The following is a 17,012-nucleotide window of genomic DNA, read 5'->3' on the forward strand; positions in this document are numbered from 1 at the left end:
AAGACGGACATGAAAACGGCCCGGGATCCTTCCCGGGCCGTTCTGGCTTCTGGACTGCACGGCGATCAGCGCAGGGCACGCCGCTTGCTGACGAGGATCGGACCATATTCGATCAAGAATAGCCCGAAAGCGGCGACCCACAGGCTGCCCGAGGCGGCATAGAGGGTGGCCGCCAGCTCCGGGAGCATCTCCGCCAGCGGACGAAGCAGCGCCGAGAATACGATGGCTGCATAGGCGGCGGTGGTCAGGGGCGAGGCAGTCAGCGCGTGGCCCGTATGGCCGCGGCTTGCCCGTGTCATCACCGCAAGCATCATTGCTGCAATGGCGCCGACCGTCAGCACGTGCATGACCGAATGTTCCTCGACGAGGCCGAGCGCCGAGAAACCGATGGCGGCAAAGCCGAGAGGAACGAAGGCATAGGCGATATGCAGGATGACGAGCAGCATTTCCGGCCAGGTGGCCCAGCCGCGCCAGCGGGCGAGCCGGACAGCATGGAGCGACGCCGCGACGAGGCCGGCAAGGGCCGTTGCCGGCTGTTCCGGAGCGAACGTCCAGGCGCCAAGGGCGACGATGCCTGCGAGAATGGCAATCGTGTCGAAGCGGTTGTAGGGGACCGGAAAGTCGGTCCGGCCGAAGCGATTCAGCCAGTTGCGGGTGAAGCTCGGCAGAATCCGCCCGCCGACGATGGTGACGAGCGCCACATAGGCGGAGATGCCGAGACGCATGGCGATATGGGCATGGTCTCCGGTGATCACCGCGACATGAAAGCAGCCATTGGCAAGCGACAGTGCCAGCAGCCCGCCGAGGACCTTCAGATCCTTCCATTTGCGGCCGGCAATCACCTCCCGGGCGCAGATCAAGAGCAGGGCCGGGAGAAAGAGGCTGTCGATGGCCGCGGCGACCGAAAGGCCGATCGCATCCGGCGATGTGAGTGCCGCGCGTCCCGCCACCCAGAGCGCGAACAATCCGGCGAGCGGCCAGCCCGAAACCGGCAGCCGGCCCGTCCAGTTCGGCACGGCCGTCAACAGGAAACCGGCAAGGACAGCCGAGGCGAAGCCGAACAGCATCTCGTGCGCGTGCCAGGCAGGGGCGCCATAGCTGCCGCCAAGGTCGATGTGGCCCGCAAGCGCGGCAATCCACAGGCTCATGGCGACGATCGCCCATATCGCGGCGCCGAGGAAAAAGGGACGAAAGCCGTAGGAAAAGAGCACCGGGCCCGTGCGGGCCAGGCCGCGCGGTACGTGGCCGGGCCGCTCTGCCGTCTTTGATCCATTCATGATTCAACTCCTGATGACTGGTTCGCTCCTGACTACCGGAGTTGCCTCGGCGGTTCTTTGACAATTGGCAAACACCGGCTCGGCTGCGTGCCGAGGCTGGTCCGGATCGACTGCCGGGCGCCGTTGTGGCGATTTTTTGCCAAAATGTCGCACCAGTGGAAATTGGGTATTTGCTCCACCTCAAAGAGTGGGTCCCCAACCCTCCTAGGATGACAACGACCGGGCGACATTCGCTCCGTCCTTTTCAAGGAGAGGTTCCATGTCTGAGCTATTCCAGATGACACGCCGCAACATGCTGGCCGGCGCGGCGATCGCGGGGGCGCTGACGCCGCTGGTCGGTGCGGCGGCCGCGCATGCCGAAGAAGCGGTCGCCAAGACTCCCCCCGTCGACGTCGCGTCGCTGCCGCGCGTCAAGGTTGATCTGGTGAAGCCGCCCTTCGTGCACGTCCACGCGCAGAGGGCCGAAGGCGGTCCGAAGGTGGTCCAGTTCACGCTGACGATCGAGGAAAAGAAGATCATCGTCGACGAGCAGGGGACCGAGGTCAATGCCATGACCTTCAATGGTTCGGTGCCCGGTCCGATGATGGTGGTCCACCAGGGCGACTATGTCGAACTGACCCTCATCAATCCGGATACCAACACGCTGCAGCACAATATCGACTTTCATTCGGCAACCGGTGCGCTCGGCGGCGGGGCGCTGACGGTGGTCAATCCGGGCGAAAGCACGGTGCTGCGCTTCAAGGCAACCAAGGCGGGCGTCTTCGTCTACCATTGCGCACCTCCCGGCATGGTCCCCTGGCATGTCACTTCGGGGATGAACGGCGCGATCATGGTGCTGCCGCGCGAGGGCCTGACCGACGGTGAGGGCAAGTCGCTCACCTATGACAAGGTCTACTATGTCGGCGAGCAGGACTTCTACGTGCCGCGTGACGAGAAAGGCAACTTCAAGAAATACGAAAGCGCCGGCGATGCCTATGCCGATACGCTGGAAGTGATGCGCACGCTCACCCCCACCCACATCGTCTTCAACGGTGCTGTGGGGGCGCTCACCGGGGACAATGCGTTGAAGGCGGCCGTCGGCGAAAAAGTGCTGATCGTCCACTCGCAGGCCAACCGCGACACGCGCCCGCATCTGATCGGCGGCCACGGCGACTATGTCTGGGCTACCGGCAAGTTCCGCAATCCCCCGGACCGCGACCAGGAAACCTGGTTCATCCCCGGCGGCACCGCGGGCGCAGCCTTCTACACCTTCGAGCAGCCCGGTATTTACGCCTATGTGAACCACAACCTGATCGAAGCCTTCGAACTCGGCGCCGCGGCCCATTTCACTGTGACCGGTGATTGGAACGACGATCTCATGACCGCGGTTCGTGCCCCCTCGGGTACCTGACGCAGTCGTAGCAGCGTGCGCCCCGCACCGCCGGGGCGCACGTCGCCCCGCCACAGCGCGGGCGGAAGAGATCATCGCAAGGAGGCCGACATGGCCGCGTTTTCTGAAACCAAAGACGTCACTTCCAATTCGCTTGCGATCCCATCCTTCCTCCTCCTTCTTCTGGCCGGCCTCCTCGCCAAGCAAACGGGACTGATCGGCAAGGAGCCGGTCGGTGCCCCGGTCGCCAAGCCGGCCGTCGTCGTCATCGCTCCACGGGATTTCGACTACCGCGTCGCCGGAGAATACTTCAAGAACGGCTATGCCGTGGACGGCCCGATGGTGACCGTGCGAATGGACGCGCCGCTCACCATCATGAAATACCAGGTGACGGCGGCCGACTATGCACGCTGCGTCGCGGAAGGGGCCTGTCCGCCCGCCGAGCCCGAGCATGTGCCGGGCGATCCTGAGCGGATCCCGGCAACAGGCGTCAGCTTCGACGATGCGGAGGCCTATGCTGCCTGGCTCAGCCGGCGGACGGGAGACGTCTGGGTGCTGCCGGCGGACGAGCAGCTCGCCTTTGCCGCCGGCTCGCGCTTTCCCGACGATGCGCTCGGCGTCGATGCCGATAGTTCCAATCCCGCCCTGCGGTGGCTCGCCGATTATCGCCGCGAGACGGCGCGCAAGGCATCGGCAGAGCCGAAACCGCAACCGCTCGGGCAGTTTGGCGAGAGCGAATACGGGCTGGCGGACTTCGCCGGCAATGTCTGGGAATGGACGACGACCTGCAGCCGGCGCGTCGTGTTGGACAGGGCGGGAGGCGTGACCAGCGATGCGTCCTCCTGCGGGATCTATATCGCCACCGGCAAGCACCGGGCGGCCCTCAGTTCCTTCGTCCGTCAGCCGAAGGGGGGCGGCTGTGCCGTCGGCGCGCCGCCGGACAATGTGGGCTTTCGCCTGGTGAAGGATACGCGGTGGTACGCGCCTCTGCTTGCAACACTGAGGTCGAAGGGCTTGGACGTTTGAAGAAGGCCTTTCCGAAGCGGACCCGCGGTTTTCTTCCTGCGCGCGAGGGATGCGCACAGGAATTACGGCCATTCGCCTGTCGAGCCGCGCCGAGGCTGCTGTAGATTTCTACAGCGCCGCGCGTCTTATCAGACGCGCAAAGGTCGCTGTAGCACTTTGAATTGCTGCATGTCTTTGTCCTTAAATCGAGGTCGATTTAAGGAGACATGCAGTAGGTTGCCGCATGGTTTTGTGCTTAAGTCGGTTCCGAGGGATCATGCGTTAGGAAGTTCGAATGAAGATCGACCGGAGTGTCGTGCGGTCGCTTTCCCTGTTCGACAGGATGAGCGACACCGATCTGGACAGGCTGCTCGGCCACGCGACGGGGCGGCGCGTGCCGCAGGGCGATGCTGTTTTCGAGCAGGGCCAGACGGCCAGCCACTTCTTCCTCCTGCTGCATGGCCGGCTGAAAGTCACCCAGGTGACCGAGGACGGCCAGCAGATCATCGTGCGCGTCGTCCATCCGGGCGACCTCTTCGGATTTGCCAAGGCGCTGCAGCGTTCGGACTATCCGGGTACCGCGACGGCGGTCACCGAAAGCCTCGCCCTGTCCTGGCCGACCGATCTTTGGCCGAAATTCGTCGAGCAAAACCCGCACCTCGCCGTCAGCACGATGCAGACGATCGGCCAGCGGCTCGAGGAGGCGCACACGCGCATCCGCGAGATGTCGACGCAGGAGGTGGAGCGGCGCGTCGCCCATGCGGTGCTGCGCCTGTCGCGGCAGGCGGGAAAGCAGGAAGAAGGCGGCATTCGCATCGACTTTCCGATCTCCCGCCAGGACATCGCCGAAATGACCGGCACGACGCTGCACACCGTGTCGCGGATCCTCAGTGCCTGGGAGGCCAAGGGGCTGGTCGAGGGTGGCCGCCAGAAGCTCATCATCTGCGATCTGCCGGGGCTGGCGTCACTCGCCGAAGGCGGGCGGGACTGAAGCATCTTTCCGCAATTGTTTGACAAGCATCAAAGAGCGGGTGCCGTTTCTGTCCTATTTCCTTGCCGTAGGAACCCAATGGTTCTGAAACCAAGGAGAATTTCAAGTGCGCACATTCGCAAAGGGCATGGCAGTCGCCGCAATTCTTGCCGCTTTCACCGGTACCGCATTCGCCGCCGATTTCGAGGTTCACATGCTGAACAAGGGCGCCGATGGTGCGATGGTGTTTGAGCCGGCTTTCGTCAAGGTCAATCCCGGCGACAGCGTCACCTTCGTCCCGACCGACAAGGGCCACAATGTCGAGACCATCAAGGACATGATTCCCGACGGCGCTGCTGCCTTCAAGAGCAAGATGAACGAGACCTACAAGGTGACATTCGATGTGCAAGGCGTCTACGCCGTCAAATGCGCGCCGCATGTCGGCATGGGCATGGTCGGTGCCGTCATCGTCGGGGATGCCCCCGCCAATGTCGAGAAGGTGAAAGGCGTCAAGCTGCCGAAAAAGGCGCGGGAGCGCCTCGACGCAGCCCTCGCTGCGGCGCTGCAATAGCAAACCCGTCTGCTGCCTTTAACTGGGAGCCCGGTTGCGATGTACAGATCGCGCCGGGCTTCAGTGTTTTGACGTGTTCCGCAGCGCGCCCGCTCAAAGTCTTGACGTGCATCGGCCCCTTGGTCTGACCGGCGCGTGGCATAGGTCTGAGCGACGTCTCGAGAAGGAACTTTCAGGCGAAGGAACTGTTCTTGCCGCAAGTCTTCGCGCAGCGCCGTCCCTTCCTGCGCGGGGTCTAGCTCGTCGGTCCGGTCCGGCGAGCTCTCTTTGCCTTTGTCGGGCCCCGGCGTGGCGTCTGAGACCACCGGCTCTCGCAGGACCTTGGTCCGATCGGGACTGGGCGAATGTCCGGCCGTGATGTGAGAAAGGTCCAATTAGGCCTGATCCGGCGCGCCACGGGTTGACGATCGATTTGCGCCGTGGGCAATGTAACTTGAAAGGCGAGGACAAAGATCGCCGGATTGGCTCGACTCCACCGAACTCGATATCAGCCGGCCTTTGCTCATCAGATTTTGGGTAACTGCCAGGCGAATGGTGCGCCAATGATTTTGCTGCGGAGCAATGCGAAAACCAACAGGCGAAAGTTCGTGGCGGCGCTATGCACGGCGACGATCGGCTTGGTCGCTGCGAGCCTTCCCTATAAGGCAACCATTACCGGTTCTGCGCTTGAGCTCTCCGTTCAATCCGCCCTTGCCAAGAACGGCGGCGGAAACGGAAATGGTGGCGGCAATGGCAATGGTGGTGGAAACGGCAATGGCGGTGGCAACGGCAACGGCAACGGCAAGGGAGGCGGTTCGAGCAGCAGCAGTTCGAGCGGGGCGAGCGCAAAAGGCTCGGCCGTCGGAGGTTTCGGCTCGGTCCTGAAAGTCCGTCATGTCGAGGGTATCAGCGAGGAGATCAAGAACGGCCGCTACATCATGAAAGATGCCCGCGGACGCACGATCGTAAACCGGCGCGCCACCTCGGCTGATCAGAAGCGGCTTTTATCCCTCATTGACTAAAGCGGGCGGTCAAGCGCGTCGCGCAGCACCATCGCGGCCTCGGTCCGATTGGCGACGTCGAGCTTTGCCATGATCTGCGTCATGTGGTGCTTGATCGTCTTTTCGTGAAGGTTGAGTTCCCGTGCGACCTGCTTGTTGCTCATCCCTGATGCGACAAGGTTGAGAACCTCGCGCTCGCGATTGGTCAGGTCGTGGATACCGTCGAACTTGCTTGTGGGCGCCGGTGCATTGCTGGACAAAAGCTTGGCCGAGAGTGCCGGCGCCACGTAGCTCTCGCCGGAGGCGATGGTGCGGATGACATCCGCCAGCGCTCTCGATCCGATCCCCTTGAGCACATACCCCTTGGCGCCGCCCTGCAAGGCGGCCTTGACGTCATCGCCAGCCTCCGAAACGGTGAGCATGACGATCTTCTGTGACGGCGCGATCTGGAGAATAAGCGGGACCGCCTCGATCCCGCTGCCGGGCATGGAAATATCGAGCAGCATCACGTCAGGGGCCAGGTTCTCGGCAATTCTCAGCGCGTCGTCGCGCGAGCCCCCTTCGGCTATGATCTCGAAGCCGTCGATCTCCGACAGGCTTCTCGTTACGCCCTCTCTAAACAGAGGATGATCGTCGATCACTGCAACGCGAATCGTCATATCTGCTCAATCTCCTCGACGCCGAGCGACATCCGGACAACCGTTCCCGGAGCGGCCGCGTTCAGTTCAAACGTTCCGCCAAGACTTTCTATCCGTTCCCTCAGACCGGCAAGCCCAAGGCTCGTCGACCTTATCTTGCTCGGGTCGAAACCGGGCCCGCCATCGGCGACCTCGATCCGCACCCTGTCGCCGTCGATGCTCTGCATCACGCGCTGCCCAATGCCTCCGCCATGCCGGTAAGCATTGTTGAGCGCTTCCTGCACAAAGCGGTATATGCATATCTTCGCCGATGGGGAAAGGCGATCTGGCGGACGTGACAGCGACAAATCCACTGCCGAACCGGTTCGCTGCTTGTGTGCGTGAATGCAGCGCTCGAGTATCTCCGACAGGCTCGCGGTTTCGATCTGCGGCAGGACGAGGCCGCTGCATATGGTCCGGATCTCATGCATCGCCTCGTCGAGACTTGCCTTGATGGCGGCGACCTCGCGCTCGCGTTTTTCCAAGGATGCCGAGGGGTTCATCACAGCATCGCTGTCCAGCCTCAGCGAGGCAAATGCGAGGAGCTGCGCCGGGCCGTCATGCAGGTCAGCACCGATGCGTCGCAGCATCTGCTCGTTCAGAGCAGTTGCTCGTTGCGAGGATTGCTGCAGGCGCCCACGAAGCGTCTCGTTCTGCGACAGCAGGGAAGACAGTTCCTCGATGCGTTGTTTGAGCGACAGGCGCTGCTTATCGATGGTTCTGCTGCCGCGCATCACGATCGCGGAAAGCACAATGAAGAATGCGAGCGTAAATCCCGCAACGGCCAGCCACGTCTGGATTCTGGCCCGGCCCAGGCTGAGCTGGAAATCATGGGCAATTTCATGGAATTCCGAAACGGCGACGACCTGTCCCGACCAGGGCTGCAGCACAGGATTGTAGATTTCGAGGAGCGGCTTGTTGGCCGAACGCTCGGTCTCTTTGTCCAGGTCGTCGACCGGCGTGAATTGGGCGACCATTTGGCCATCGAATGCGGCTTTTAACTCGGGACTGAGCCCGAACCGCTTTCCAACCATCTCCTCCTCGTTGGCGTAGAGAATGGTGCCGTCGGAACGCCAGAGGCGGAACGCCAGCAAGCGGTTACCGAGCGCACCCTGTCCCAGCGTCTCGTCAAGCGCGCGCGAGACGGCATCGTCGAGAACTTCGGTTGTCTGCATGTCTGGCAGGAGTGGCGCGATGACGCTGTCGACGTAGAGTGCGGTGGTCGCCGCCGAGTTTCGGGTGACGGCGTCCTCTATGAGACTGGTGACGAATGCGCCGACCACCAGCATCGCCGCAGTCGCGACGATGCCGCCGGCCGTCAGGAACTGCTTGGCCAACGGCTGCGCGTTCCATCGTGTGATCAAGTCTTTGGCTCGCACGACAAATCTCGGGCTTGTCCGCTCGATTCGCTGGCGGCACATCGGTTCGACTGAGGTCGATAAATTATCGCCTCCGGTCAAGGGGTCAATGGCGCGCCATGTTCCCAGATGGTCGGTCGGACTTTTTGTGACGGTCTATCAGACCTAGGTCCTACCTGCCAGCGCAATAGTCTGACGGCCGTGGTGCTGCGACGCCGCGCAAGCTACCGTCACTCTGGTTTGAAATTTGACGCCCTTGCTAGCAGGGCGAGTATTTACCAAAGGAGGCCGGCCATGGCTATTTCCAAGACAATCGGGCGGAGCGTCGTCGCACTCGCCATCGCGATCGCCCCGCTGGCAAGCGCCACCTTCGCGACCTCGGGCGTTGCTCTTGCCAAAGGCGGCAATGGCGGCGGGAACGGCGGCGGCAATGGTGGTGGGAACGGCGGCGGTAATGGCGGCGGCAACGGCCACGGAGGAAGTCAGGGCAAATCGCATTCCGGCAGCGGCAAGCAAAGCAAGGAGCGGGCCGGCAAGAGCAATGGCGATAACCTCCTGAAGTCGCTCTTCTCGCGCGGCACCAAATCCAAGAAGACGATCAAGGCAGTAAAACCGGTGAAGACCGGTAACGTCGCCAAGATCAAGCCAAAGAGCGTCGAGCCTGAAGTCATCGAGCCTGAAATCGTCGAACCTGCAATCGTCGGCCCCCGTCCCGGGTTCAGCTCGCTGAACAGGAACTATCACGCCTATCTCAATTCCAACTCCCCGCGAATGGCGGCGATCTCGGCCTATGCGATCGCTTATGCCGAGTTCGAGGCCGAGAATGGCGCCGACGCCATTCCGACCGATCCTGCGTTGAGCGACGAAGCGCTCCGCGAGGCGCTCGAAAGCTTCACCAAAGACGGCGTCGTGACCGACGACGACCTTCTCGAGGCCAAGGAGATCCTCGGCGTCGGCCCGGCGTTCGGCAAGATCGACGAGATACGCGAGACGTTGCCTGATACTTCGGACGAACTAGACGACCTGGACGACTCGGACACCGCGGATGTCTCGGACACTTCGGACGTCTCGGACCCTTCGGACCCGTTGCCTGACGAGGAACTTGAGGCCGCCGGGCCCCGTCCCGGGTTCAGTTCGCTGAACAGGAACTATCACGCCTATCTCAACTCCAACGACCCGCGCCTGGCGGCGGTCTCGGCCTATGCGATCGACTATGCCGAGTTCGAGGCCGAGAATGGCACCGATGCCATCCCGACCGATCCGGACTTGAGCGACGAAGCGCTCCGCGAGGCCCTTGAAGGTTTCTCGAAAGACGGCGTCGTGACCGATGACGACCTCGCCGAGGCCAAGGAGATCCTCGGCGTTGGACCGACATTCGGCAAGATCGACGAGATACGCGAGACGCTGCCGGAAACGACCACTGACGACCTGGGTGTTGCGGAGTGAAGCTGAGTGCGGACGGTGCCGGCAGCGGTCGGCATTCGTCCGATAATCTGGATGGGGCGGCTTGATCCATGAAGTTGGAGACACGTGACGACGCAATTGCCGGTGCCGTGCGGGCGATGCAGCGCGGGCGGATCGGCTTTTCGCTGCAGCAGATCAACGCCGTCAATGACTCGAGCGATGTCCTTTACTCCGAATGCCTCGGGAGGTTCGTGGAGCCTGACGGCACGGTCAGAACCCGCGGAGAGTTTTCAGCATTCCCCGAAGCCTCGGGGGTTGATCTGGCCTTTGGCCTCGACCTTCTCGAACTGGCGTTTGAATGGCTCGCGTGTCATCCGTCGGATGCACTTGGTTGCGATATCTCGTCCGAGATCCTGGGCGACGAGCGTATGTGCCGGGTGCTGTACGATTTCCTTTCCAGGCATGCCGCGTTAGCCACGCGGCTGGTTCTCGAAGTCCCGGAAAGTTCGTCGCTGAGAACGCGCTCGATTGCTACGGACCTCCTCCGGAGCGCTCGCGCGATCGGCTACCGAATCGCAACAGACAAGTTCGGAACCGGCAATTCGCCTTTGTCGGTCCCGGCCGATCTCGTGAAAATCGACGCGTGTTTCGCCGAGCGCCACCGGAGTGGCGCAGCGCTGAAGCTGCGTGACATAGTCGCTCTGGCCTCCTGTACGGTACCGACCGTGGTTGTCGAAGGCATCGAAACATACGATCAGCTTGAGGCCGCCAGGATCGCCGGAGCGACGCATGTGCAGGGATTTCTCCTTTCGGAGCCAACTCTGCCCCCCATCTATTCGCGCAGCGCGAAAGCGTTCAAGCGAAGACATCGCCCGGTATCGTCCGGGCCGCACCTCCTTGAGCGATCCTGGCACCAGTAGCCGTCGCGCTTCGGATCCGCCGGCCGTAGGTACGACGAGCCACGCCTTCTCATTCCGACGGCCGGCGAGCGGGCGCCCTGACGCATGTTGCCCGAACGCATTCCCGCAGCCAGCGATGGGCGGGATCGGCATCGAGGCGAGGGTGCCAGAGCATCGACACGGTGATCTCCGGAATGGCTACCGGCAGCGAAAAGCTGAAGAGGCGGGCACGAAGATTGCCGGTGTGACGCTCGGGAACAGTGGCGATCATATCCGAGCTTCGCGCCAGGGCCAGCGCGGGTGAGAAGCCACCGACAGTCGCCGCGATCTCGCGTTCCAGTCCGAGCGCTTCCAAAGCATCATCGATCGGTCCCTTTTCGAACCGGTGCCGGGCGACGAGAATATGCTGCCCGCCGGCGTAGCGGGCAGGGGTGATTTCCTCCTGGGAAAGCCCGTGCCCGACGCGTACGACGCCGACGAAACGGTCCCTGAACAGAGCCTGCGTGCGCACCTCCGGGCCCTGGTTCCTGCCCAGGACGCCCGTCTCCAGATCAACGCTGCCCTCGCGCAAGAGCGTGCTGTCCTTGTCCAGCTTCGGGACGAAGCGCAGCCGTACGCCCGGCGCCTCGGCGGCGACCTTGGCGATCAGGGCCGGTCCGAAATTCTCGACGAAGCCGTCGCTGGTGCGGAGCGTGAAGCTCCGGACCAACTGGCCGAGATCAAGCCGATCGGCAGGCCTGAGCACAGCTTCCACCTCCTCCACCAGTCTGCCGACCCGCTCGCGCAGCTCGAGGGCGCGTGGCGTCAGAACGAGACCGCGCCCGGCCCGCACGAGCAATGGATCGCCGGTCGCATCACGCAATCGCGCCAGTTGGCGGCTCATGGCGGAGGGGCTCAGCCGCAGCCTTCGAGCGGCGCGGACGACGCTTCCTTCGGCAAGCAATGCATCGAGAGTGACGAGGAGATTGAGATCGGGGCGCGACATGTGCGCGACGATAACACAGTTCGCGCCGACCGATGAGCAAGTCCCAATGACGCAGAACCCGCCCCGATCTCAATCCTCGGGCGCATCCAGACGAACGTTGGAGAGCTGGAGCCATGGCGGATTGTCGGCATACATCTCGCGGATGATCTGCTTTATCGATTCGATCCGACCGCCGGCCTCGTTGCGCCGATAGCTCATGATCACGGGGGAGGTGGCCTTCTCGTCGGCGATCATGCGATAGCAGACATCGTCCGGCCGCTGGCGTTGCGAGGCGGCGGGAATGATGCACAGGCCGGCGCCCGCGGCCACCATACCGAGTGCGGTCTGAATTTCGCGAACTTCTTCGATATGCCGGGGACGGATGTTGATCTCACCGAGCAGGTTCAGGGTCTCATCCGCGAAGCTCGGCCTGGGCGCTGAGGGGTAGATGATCAGCGATTCGCCCTCGAGTTCGGAAAGGGCGATAGGCTCCTTGCTAACAGAGTTCGGATGGCCCTTGGGGAAGGCGACGACCAGCCGCTCCTCCCGGAGCGTCAGCCGTTCGACTTCCCTGTCGTTGAAGCGCACCCTGCCGAAACCCAGATCGATGCGTCGCTCCTTGAGCGCCGTCACCTGTTCCGTCGACATCATTTCGCGGATCTCGATATCGAGATCGGGCCAGCGCTGCCGCATGCGTCTCACGAGGTCCGGCATGCCTCCATAGAGGGTAGAGCCGACGCAGCCGATGATGAAGCGCTCACGCTGCGCCTTTCCAATTCTCCGGGTCTGGTCACGGATATGGTCGAGCCGGGCCATGATCTGCGAGGCCTGCTCGAAGAAAAACCGTCCCGCTTCCGTCAAGCTCAGCGGTCGCTTGGACCGGTCGATCAGATGCACGCCCAATTCCTCCTCCAATTGCTGGATCTGCCGACTGAGCGGCGGCTGGGCAATGTGGAGGATTTCCGCCGCGCGCGAGAAATTGCGTTCGGTGGCGACCGCTACGAAGTAGCGGAGTTGGCGAAGTTCCATCCCTATTATACCTCCCGGGTATAAAGTTCGACTTATATAGTTTTGGACCCGACACTAATCGAGCGTTAGCCTTCCTGCAAATAAAGGGAGTAAGTGCGGTGTCCGTGGAAGTTCGTATCGTCTCGATCGAGGCTATTATACTCGACCTGCCGACCATCCGGCCTCACACGCTCTCAATGGTCACCATGAGCCGGCAGAGTATGACGATCGTACGGGTGCGTTGCTCAGACGGGATCGAGGGCCTCGGCGAGGGCACCACCATTGGTGGGCTCGCCTACGGGCCGGAGAGCCCGGAAGGCATGAAGCTCACGATCGACGAATATATCACGCCTCTGCTGCTGGGCCGCGATGCGACGCGGGTGCAGGCCGCGATGGATCGGGTGCGCAAGGCGGTTAAGGGCAACCATTTCGCCAAATGTGCCATCGAATCCGCATTGCTCGATTGTCAGGCCCGCCGCCTCGGCGTGCCGATGTCGGAACTGCTCGGTGGCCGACGCCGCGACAGCTTGCCGATTGCCTGGACACTCGCCTCCGGGGAGACGGCAAAGGATATCGATGAGGCACAGGCGCTGCTCGACCGGCGTCGTCACAAGGATTTCAAGCTGAAGATCGGCGTCAAGTCGATCGAGGAGGATATCCGCCACGTCGCTGCCATCCGCAAGGCGCTGCCGGACATCGCGTCGATCCGTGTCGACGTGAACATGGCCTGGCGGGAGCGGGAGGCGCGCAATGCGATCGCGGCCCTGGCCGACGCCGGTTGCGTGCTGGTGGAGCAGCCGGTCTCAGGCATCACGCCGCTTGCCCGGCTGACCCGGACTTCATCGATCGCCATCATGGCCGATGAAGTGCTGGTCGGTCCGGAAAGCGCGCTCGAAGCGGCGATGGCGCACGCAGCCGACGTCTTCTCGATCAAGATCGAGCAGGCGGGCGGCCTGTTCGCCGCCGCCAAGGTCATCGCCATCGCGGAGACGGCCGGTATCAGCGTCTATGGCGGCACGATGCTGGAGGGACCGATCGGCACGATCGCCGCTGCGCAGCTGATGGCCGGTGTGAAGGATCTGCAATGGGGCACGGAGTTCTTCGGTCCACTGCTGCTGACGGAAGAGATCCTCCAGGAGCCGCTGCTATTCAAAGACTTCGAGCTCACGTTGCCGCAGGGGCCCGGCCTCGGCATCGCGCTCAACGACGACGCCGTCAACCGCTTCCGTAGAGATGGCAAGTCGGCAACAGGGCTCCGGGTGGTGGGGTGAGATCATGCTGTTTCATGTCGAAATGACCGTCAACATCCCGCACGATTTGCCGTCGCAGGTGGCGAATGAGCTCAAGGCCACCGAACGGGAGCGGGCCCTGGAACTGCAGCGGAGCGGCAAATGGCGCCACCTTTGGCGCATGGCGGGGCGCTACGCCAATGTAAGCGTCTTCGACGTGAGCGGGCCTTCGGAACTACACGAGATCTTGTCCGCGCTGCCGCTCTTTCCCTTCATGGCGATAAAGGTCACGCCGCTCTGCCGGCATCCCTCCGCGATCCGCGAGGACGACACCTAGAACCATGATTGCGGTGAACGGAGCCGCATCAGACTTTCCGAGCTCAAGAGGAGGATAAAATGAGCGTGAAGATTTTCGACAGGCCCGACATTCAGAGCTTTCTCAAAGTCCTGAGCGGCCTCGACAAGGACGGCGGCAATCCGCGCGTCAAAGAGATCGTCCATCGGATGATGTCGGACCTGTTCAAGGCCATCGACGATCTCGACATCACCCCGGACGAATATTGGGCCGGCATCGCCTGGCTTAACGAAATCGGCGCTACCGGTCAGGCTGGTCTGATCTCGCCCGGCCTCGGTCTCGATCACTTCATCGACGAGCGCCTGGATGCGATCGACGCGGCGCTCGGCATCGAAAACCCGACACCGCGCACGATCGAGGGTCCGCTCTACGTGGCAGGCGCCCCCGTGTCGCATGGCTTTGCCCGACTAGACGACGGCACCGACGAGAACGGCCATACCCTGATCATGCACGGCACCGTCCATGGTTCCGACGGCAGGCCGTTGCCGGGTGCTATGGTCGAAGTCTGGCATTGTGATACGCGCGGGTTTTATTCGCACTTCGACCCGACAGGCAAGCAGGCGCCGTTCAATATGCGTCGCACGATCATTGCCGACGAAAAGGGCTGTTACAGGTTTCGGAGCATCGTGCCGCACGGCTATGGCGTGCCGCCACGCAGCCCGACCGAGCAGTTGCTATCGGCACTCGGCCGTCACGGCCAGCGTCCGGCGCACATCCACTTCTTCATCAGCGCCGACGGCCACCGCAAGCTGACGACCCAGATCAACATCGAAGGCGATCCGCTCGTCAATGACGATTTTGCCTATGCGACGCGCGACGGCCTGGTTCCGACCCTGGTCGAACGAACCGACGAGTCCAGCATCAAGGCGAACAGCCTGAGCGGGCCCTTCGCCGAGATCAAGTTCGATATTCACCTGACAGCGCTGGTCAACGGCATCGACAACCAGATCAACGAGCTGCGCAAGCGCGCCGCCGCCTGAAGAAGGTAGGCGGCCCGAGGGAGCCGCCAACCCGACAACCATCGTCATCAACGACTTGTGTGCAAAGGCTGCGCCGGGTAGCGCGCACTTTGCGGGAGATAGGTCATGTCTGCGACTATCGACAAAGCCCGGGACCTCGATCATCTGCTCGCCACTGCTGTGCAGGACGACAAGGACGCCGGAATTTTCCGCTGCCGCCGCGACATCTTCACCAATGAAGATCTGTTCGAACTGGAGATGAAGCACATCTTCGAAAGCAACTGGGTTTATCTCGCCCATGAGAGCCAGGTTCCGGAAAACAACGACTACTACACGACCTATATCGGCCGCCAGCCGGTGGTCGTCACCCGCGACAAGAACGGCGAACTCAACGCGGTCATCAATGCCTGCGCCCATCGCGGGGCGATGCTGTGCCGGCGCAAGCACGGCAACAAGGGCAGCTTCACCTGTCCCTTCCACGGCTGGACCTTTTCCAACACCGGCAAGCTGCTTAAGGTCAAGGACGAGAAGTCCACCCAATATCCGGAGCAGTTCGCGAAGGACGGCTCGCACGACCTGAAGCGCTTGCCGCGCTTCGAAAGCTATCGCGGCTTCCTGTTCGGCAGCCTCAAGGAGGACGTGGCGCCGCTCGAGGCGTTCCTCGGCGAGACGAAGGTCATTATCGACCAGATCGTCGACCAGGCGCCGAACGGACTGGAAGTGCTGCGAGGCAATTCGTCCTACATCTACGACGGCAACTGGAAACTGCAGATGGAAAACGGCTGCGACGGCTATCACGTCAGCTCCGTGCACTGGAACTATGCCGCGACGATGGGCCGCCGCAAGGAGGAGGGCACGAAGGCGGTCGATGCCAATAGCTGGAGCCGCTCCGTCGCTGGTGTCTACGGTTTCGAAAACGGCCACATCCTGTTGTGGACGAACACGATGAACCCGGAGGTCCGCCCGGTCTACAATCGCCGGGACGAGATCACCGCACGCGTCGGCGAGGACAAGGCGGATTTCATCGTCAACCAGACCCGCAATCTCTGCATTTATCCGAACGTCTTCCTGATGGACCAGTTCTCGACGCAGATCCGCGTGAACCGCCCGATCAGCGTCGACAAGACCGAGATCAACATCTTCTGTTTTGCACCCAAGGGCGAAAGCGCGGCCGACCGCGCGCTGCGCATCCGTCAATACGAGGACTTCTTCAACGTGTCCGGCATGGGCACGGCCGACGACCTCGAGGAATTCCGTGCCTGCCAGGCCGGTTATGCCGGCACCGCGGCGCTCTGGAACGACCTGTCGCGGGGCGCACCGCTCTGGATCGACGGACCAGACGAAAACGCGAAGCGAATGGGCATCGAGCCGCTCCTGTCCGGCGAGCGCAGCGAGGACGAGGGCCTGTTCGTCCGCCAGCACGAATATTGGGCCAAGGTGATGCGCGAGGCGCTGACCGCTGAGAAGAACGGAGTCGTCGCATGAGCATTTCCTACGAGGCCATCTGCGCGTTCCTCTACCGGGAGGCCCGCCTTCTGGACGATCGCGCGTGGGACGAATGGCTGACCTGCTATGCGTCGGACGTGACCTACTGGATGCCCGCCTGGGACGATGACGACCAGATCACCGAAGACCCGCAGTCGCAGATCTCGCTGATCTACTATCCGAACCGCGATGGTCTGGAAGACCGGGTGTTCCGCATCAAGACCGAGCGTTCCGGCGCCTCGACGCCGGAGCCGCGCACCAGCCACAACGTGACCAATGTCGAAGTCGTGGAGGTCCGGGGCGATGAAGTCGACGTGCGCTACAACTTCCACACGCTGAACCATCGCTACAAGGTCACCGACCAGTTCTTCGGCACCATGTTCATCACGCTGCGCAAGAGCACAGACGGGCTGCTGATCTCCAGCAAGAAGATCGTGCTGAAGAACGACTACATCCGCCAGGTCATCGACGTCTACCACATCTGAGGGGCGTTGCCGGCTGG

At 62.5% G+C, this 17,012-nt stretch carries 17 protein-coding genes; 12 read left to right on the forward strand and 5 right to left on the reverse strand.

What is annotated here, in order from left to right; all coding sequences use genetic code 11:
- Positions 1 to 65: 65 nt before the first annotated feature.
- Positions 66 to 1,277, reverse strand: coding sequence for an NnrS family protein (locus tag RHIBR816_RS0112910; RefSeq protein ID WP_018236966.1), 1,212 nt, complete (start codon positions 1,275 to 1,277; stop codon positions 66 to 68).
- A gap of 259 nt (positions 1,278 to 1,536) precedes the next feature.
- Here RHIBR816_RS0112910 and nirK point away from each other — a divergent pair, with 259 nt between their 5' ends.
- The 5 genes from nirK (at position 1,537) to RHIBR816_RS0112935 (ending at position 6,193) form a co-directional block, all read left to right on the forward strand.
- Entirely contained in the window at positions 1,537 to 2,667 is a 1,131-nt protein-coding gene (gene nirK / locus RHIBR816_RS0112915) for a copper-containing nitrite reductase (RefSeq protein WP_018236967.1), read from the forward strand.
- A gap of 90 nt (positions 2,668 to 2,757) precedes the next feature.
- Positions 2,758 to 3,672: an SUMF1/EgtB/PvdO family nonheme iron enzyme gene (locus RHIBR816_RS0112920; protein WP_018236968.1), complete on the forward strand. Its 915-nt coding sequence runs from the start codon at positions 2,758 to 2,760 to the stop codon at positions 3,670 to 3,672.
- A gap of 274 nt (positions 3,673 to 3,946) precedes the next feature.
- Positions 3,947 to 4,642: a Crp/Fnr family transcriptional regulator gene (locus RHIBR816_RS0112925; RefSeq protein ID WP_018236969.1), complete on the forward strand. Its 696-nt coding sequence runs from the start codon at positions 3,947 to 3,949 to the stop codon at positions 4,640 to 4,642.
- A gap of 106 nt (positions 4,643 to 4,748) precedes the next feature.
- On the forward strand, positions 4,749 to 5,192 hold the full coding sequence (locus RHIBR816_RS0112930) for a pseudoazurin (protein WP_026186934.1): 444 nt from the start codon (positions 4,749 to 4,751) through the stop codon (positions 5,190 to 5,192).
- A gap of 542 nt (positions 5,193 to 5,734) precedes the next feature.
- Positions 5,735 to 6,193 carry a hypothetical protein gene (locus RHIBR816_RS0112935; protein WP_018236971.1) on the forward strand — a complete coding sequence of 153 codons (459 nt, stop codon included), beginning with the start codon at positions 5,735 to 5,737 and terminating at the stop codon, positions 6,191 to 6,193.
- On the opposite strand, the gene RHIBR816_RS0112940 is transcribed toward RHIBR816_RS0112935, so the two are convergent.
- Both RHIBR816_RS0112940 and RHIBR816_RS0112945 read right to left on the reverse strand, forming a co-directional pair.
- On the reverse strand, positions 6,190 to 6,831 hold the full coding sequence (locus RHIBR816_RS0112940) for a response regulator transcription factor (RefSeq protein ID WP_018236972.1): 642 nt from the start codon (positions 6,829 to 6,831) through the stop codon (positions 6,190 to 6,192). The two genes, RHIBR816_RS0112935 and RHIBR816_RS0112940, sit on opposite strands and share 4 nt — an antisense overlap.
- Positions 6,828 to 8,270: a sensor histidine kinase gene (locus tag RHIBR816_RS0112945; protein WP_034815276.1), complete on the reverse strand. Its 1,443-nt coding sequence runs from the start codon at positions 8,268 to 8,270 to the stop codon at positions 6,828 to 6,830. Before RHIBR816_RS0112945 ends, RHIBR816_RS0112940 begins: the two co-directional genes overlap by 4 nt.
- A gap of 231 nt (positions 8,271 to 8,501) precedes the next feature.
- Between RHIBR816_RS0112945 and RHIBR816_RS0112950 the strand changes: the two genes are divergently transcribed.
- Both RHIBR816_RS0112950 and RHIBR816_RS0112955 read left to right on the forward strand, forming a co-directional pair.
- Positions 8,502 to 9,653 carry a hypothetical protein gene (locus tag RHIBR816_RS0112950; protein WP_018236974.1) on the forward strand — a complete coding sequence of 384 codons (1,152 nt, stop codon included), beginning with the start codon at positions 8,502 to 8,504 and terminating at the stop codon, positions 9,651 to 9,653.
- A gap of 68 nt (positions 9,654 to 9,721) precedes the next feature.
- Positions 9,722 to 10,531 (forward strand): EAL domain-containing protein, encoded by an 810-nt coding sequence (locus RHIBR816_RS0112955; RefSeq protein ID WP_018236975.1) that lies wholly within the window; start codon positions 9,722 to 9,724, stop codon positions 10,529 to 10,531.
- A 49-nt stretch (positions 10,532 to 10,580) separates the two neighbouring features.
- Here RHIBR816_RS0112955 and RHIBR816_RS0112960 read toward each other — a convergent pair whose 3' ends face one another.
- Positions 10,581 to 11,495 (reverse strand): LysR family transcriptional regulator, encoded by a 915-nt coding sequence (locus RHIBR816_RS0112960; protein WP_018236976.1) that lies wholly within the window; start codon positions 11,493 to 11,495, stop codon positions 10,581 to 10,583.
- A 69-nt stretch (positions 11,496 to 11,564) separates the two neighbouring features.
- Complete coding sequence (locus tag RHIBR816_RS0112965) at positions 11,565 to 12,503, reverse strand: LysR family transcriptional regulator (protein WP_018236977.1); 939 nt, start codon at positions 12,501 to 12,503, stop codon at positions 11,565 to 11,567.
- 98 nt (positions 12,504 to 12,601) lie between these two features.
- Between RHIBR816_RS0112965 and RHIBR816_RS0112970 the strand changes: the two genes are divergently transcribed.
- The 5 genes from RHIBR816_RS0112970 to benB all read left to right on the forward strand — a co-directional run bounded on the left by RHIBR816_RS0112970 (position 12,602) and on the right by benB (position 16,995).
- Positions 12,602 to 13,753 carry a muconate/chloromuconate family cycloisomerase gene (locus RHIBR816_RS0112970; RefSeq protein ID WP_026186936.1) on the forward strand — a complete coding sequence of 384 codons (1,152 nt, stop codon included), beginning with the start codon at positions 12,602 to 12,604 and terminating at the stop codon, positions 13,751 to 13,753.
- 4 nt (positions 13,754 to 13,757) lie between these two features.
- Positions 13,758 to 14,048 carry a muconolactone Delta-isomerase gene (catC, locus tag RHIBR816_RS0112975; RefSeq protein ID WP_018236979.1) on the forward strand — a complete coding sequence of 97 codons (291 nt, stop codon included), beginning with the start codon at positions 13,758 to 13,760 and terminating at the stop codon, positions 14,046 to 14,048.
- A 59-nt stretch (positions 14,049 to 14,107) separates the two neighbouring features.
- Positions 14,108 to 15,046, forward strand: coding sequence for a catechol 1,2-dioxygenase (gene catA, locus RHIBR816_RS0112980; protein WP_018236980.1), 939 nt, complete (start codon positions 14,108 to 14,110; stop codon positions 15,044 to 15,046).
- 105 nt (positions 15,047 to 15,151) lie between these two features.
- Entirely contained in the window at positions 15,152 to 16,510 is a 1,359-nt protein-coding gene (locus tag RHIBR816_RS0112985; RefSeq protein ID WP_018236981.1) for a Rieske 2Fe-2S domain-containing protein, read from the forward strand.
- Positions 16,507 to 16,995 carry a benzoate 1,2-dioxygenase small subunit gene (gene benB, locus RHIBR816_RS0112990; RefSeq protein WP_018236982.1) on the forward strand — a complete coding sequence of 163 codons (489 nt, stop codon included), beginning with the start codon at positions 16,507 to 16,509 and terminating at the stop codon, positions 16,993 to 16,995. The genes RHIBR816_RS0112985 and benB overlap by 4 nt, the downstream gene beginning before the upstream one ends.
- Positions 16,996 to 17,012 lie beyond the last annotated feature (17 nt).

The organism is Ensifer sp. BR816 (assembly GCF_000378985.1).
GTDB lineage: Bacteria > Pseudomonadota > Alphaproteobacteria > Rhizobiales > Rhizobiaceae > Sinorhizobium.